We start from the raw sequence: 997 nt of genomic DNA, 5'->3' as shown, positions 1-997 counted from the left end.
GCGCAGACGGCTGAAGGCGCTCTCACCGAGACGCACTCGATCCTGCAGCGTATGCGTGACCTGGCCGTTCAGTCCGCCAACGGCGGCTCCCAGGACCAGAGCTCGCAGAAGGCCGCCGACAAGGAGTTCCAGGAGCTGAAGAAGGAACTCACCCGAATCGCCAACACCACGTCCTTCGGCAGCCAGAAGCTGCTGGACGGTACCTACAACGGCACCTTCCAGGTCGGCTCCAACGGCAACGACGCCAACGAGCGCATCAGCATCGACCTGTCCACGGCGACCGTCGGAAACCTGACCGGCGTGGGCCTCCTCGGCGACAACGCCGGTGTCGACACCATCGTCGGTAACGCGGACGACGTCGCCTACACCTCGCTGATACCCGCAGCCAGATCCTGTCCCAGGCCGGCACCTCCATGCTGGCCCAGGCCAACCAGGGACCCCAGTCGGTCCTCAAGCTCCTCGGCTAAGACACCGCCGATGGACGGCTGAAGGCGCTCTCACCGAGACGCACTCGATCCTGCAGCGTATGCGTGACCTGGCCGTCCAGTCCGCCAACGGCGGCTCCCAGGACGAGCAGTCCCAGAAGGCGGCGAACAAGGAGTTCGGCGAGCTCAAGACCGAGCTCACCCGAATCGCCCAGACCACCTCCTTCGGCAGCCAGAAGCTCCTGGACGGCAACTACAACGGCACCTTCCAGGTCGGCTCCAACGGCGACGACGCCAACGAGCGCATCAGCATCAACCTCACCACCGCGGGGGTCGGCGACCTGACCGGGACCGGCCTGGTCGGCACCGCCGAGCTGGTCGACTCCACCCCGGCCGGCGGCACCGCGGCCGCCCGGATCGCCGAGAACGTCACCGCGTCCCAGGCCGCGATCGAGTCGCTGGACACGGCGATTTCGAAGGTGTCGGATGTGCGTGCGCAGCTGGGTGCGACGCAGAACCGGTTCGAGCACACGATCAACAACCTGAACGTGTCGATCGAGAACCTGTCGGCT

1 protein-coding gene and 1 pseudogene are annotated in these 997 nt (G+C 66.4%); both read left to right on the top strand.

Annotated elements, in window-relative coordinates:
- A pseudogene (locus tag IE99_RS33795) lies at positions 1 to 144 on the top strand (flagellin N-terminal helical domain-containing protein); the annotation flags it as partial.
- Positions 145 to 526: 382 nt separating this feature from the next.
- A partial coding sequence (locus IE99_RS0128515; protein ID WP_281176598.1) for a flagellin N-terminal helical domain-containing protein occupies positions 527 to 997 on the top strand: 471 nt, incomplete at its 3' end.

This window comes from Spirillospora albida, from assembly GCF_000718255.1.
Taxonomy (GTDB): Bacteria; Actinomycetota; Actinomycetes; order Streptosporangiales; family Streptosporangiaceae; genus Spirillospora; species Spirillospora albida.
The sequence above is the reverse complement of the archived record's forward strand: the minus strand, read 5'-3'. Positions and strand labels throughout refer to the sequence as shown.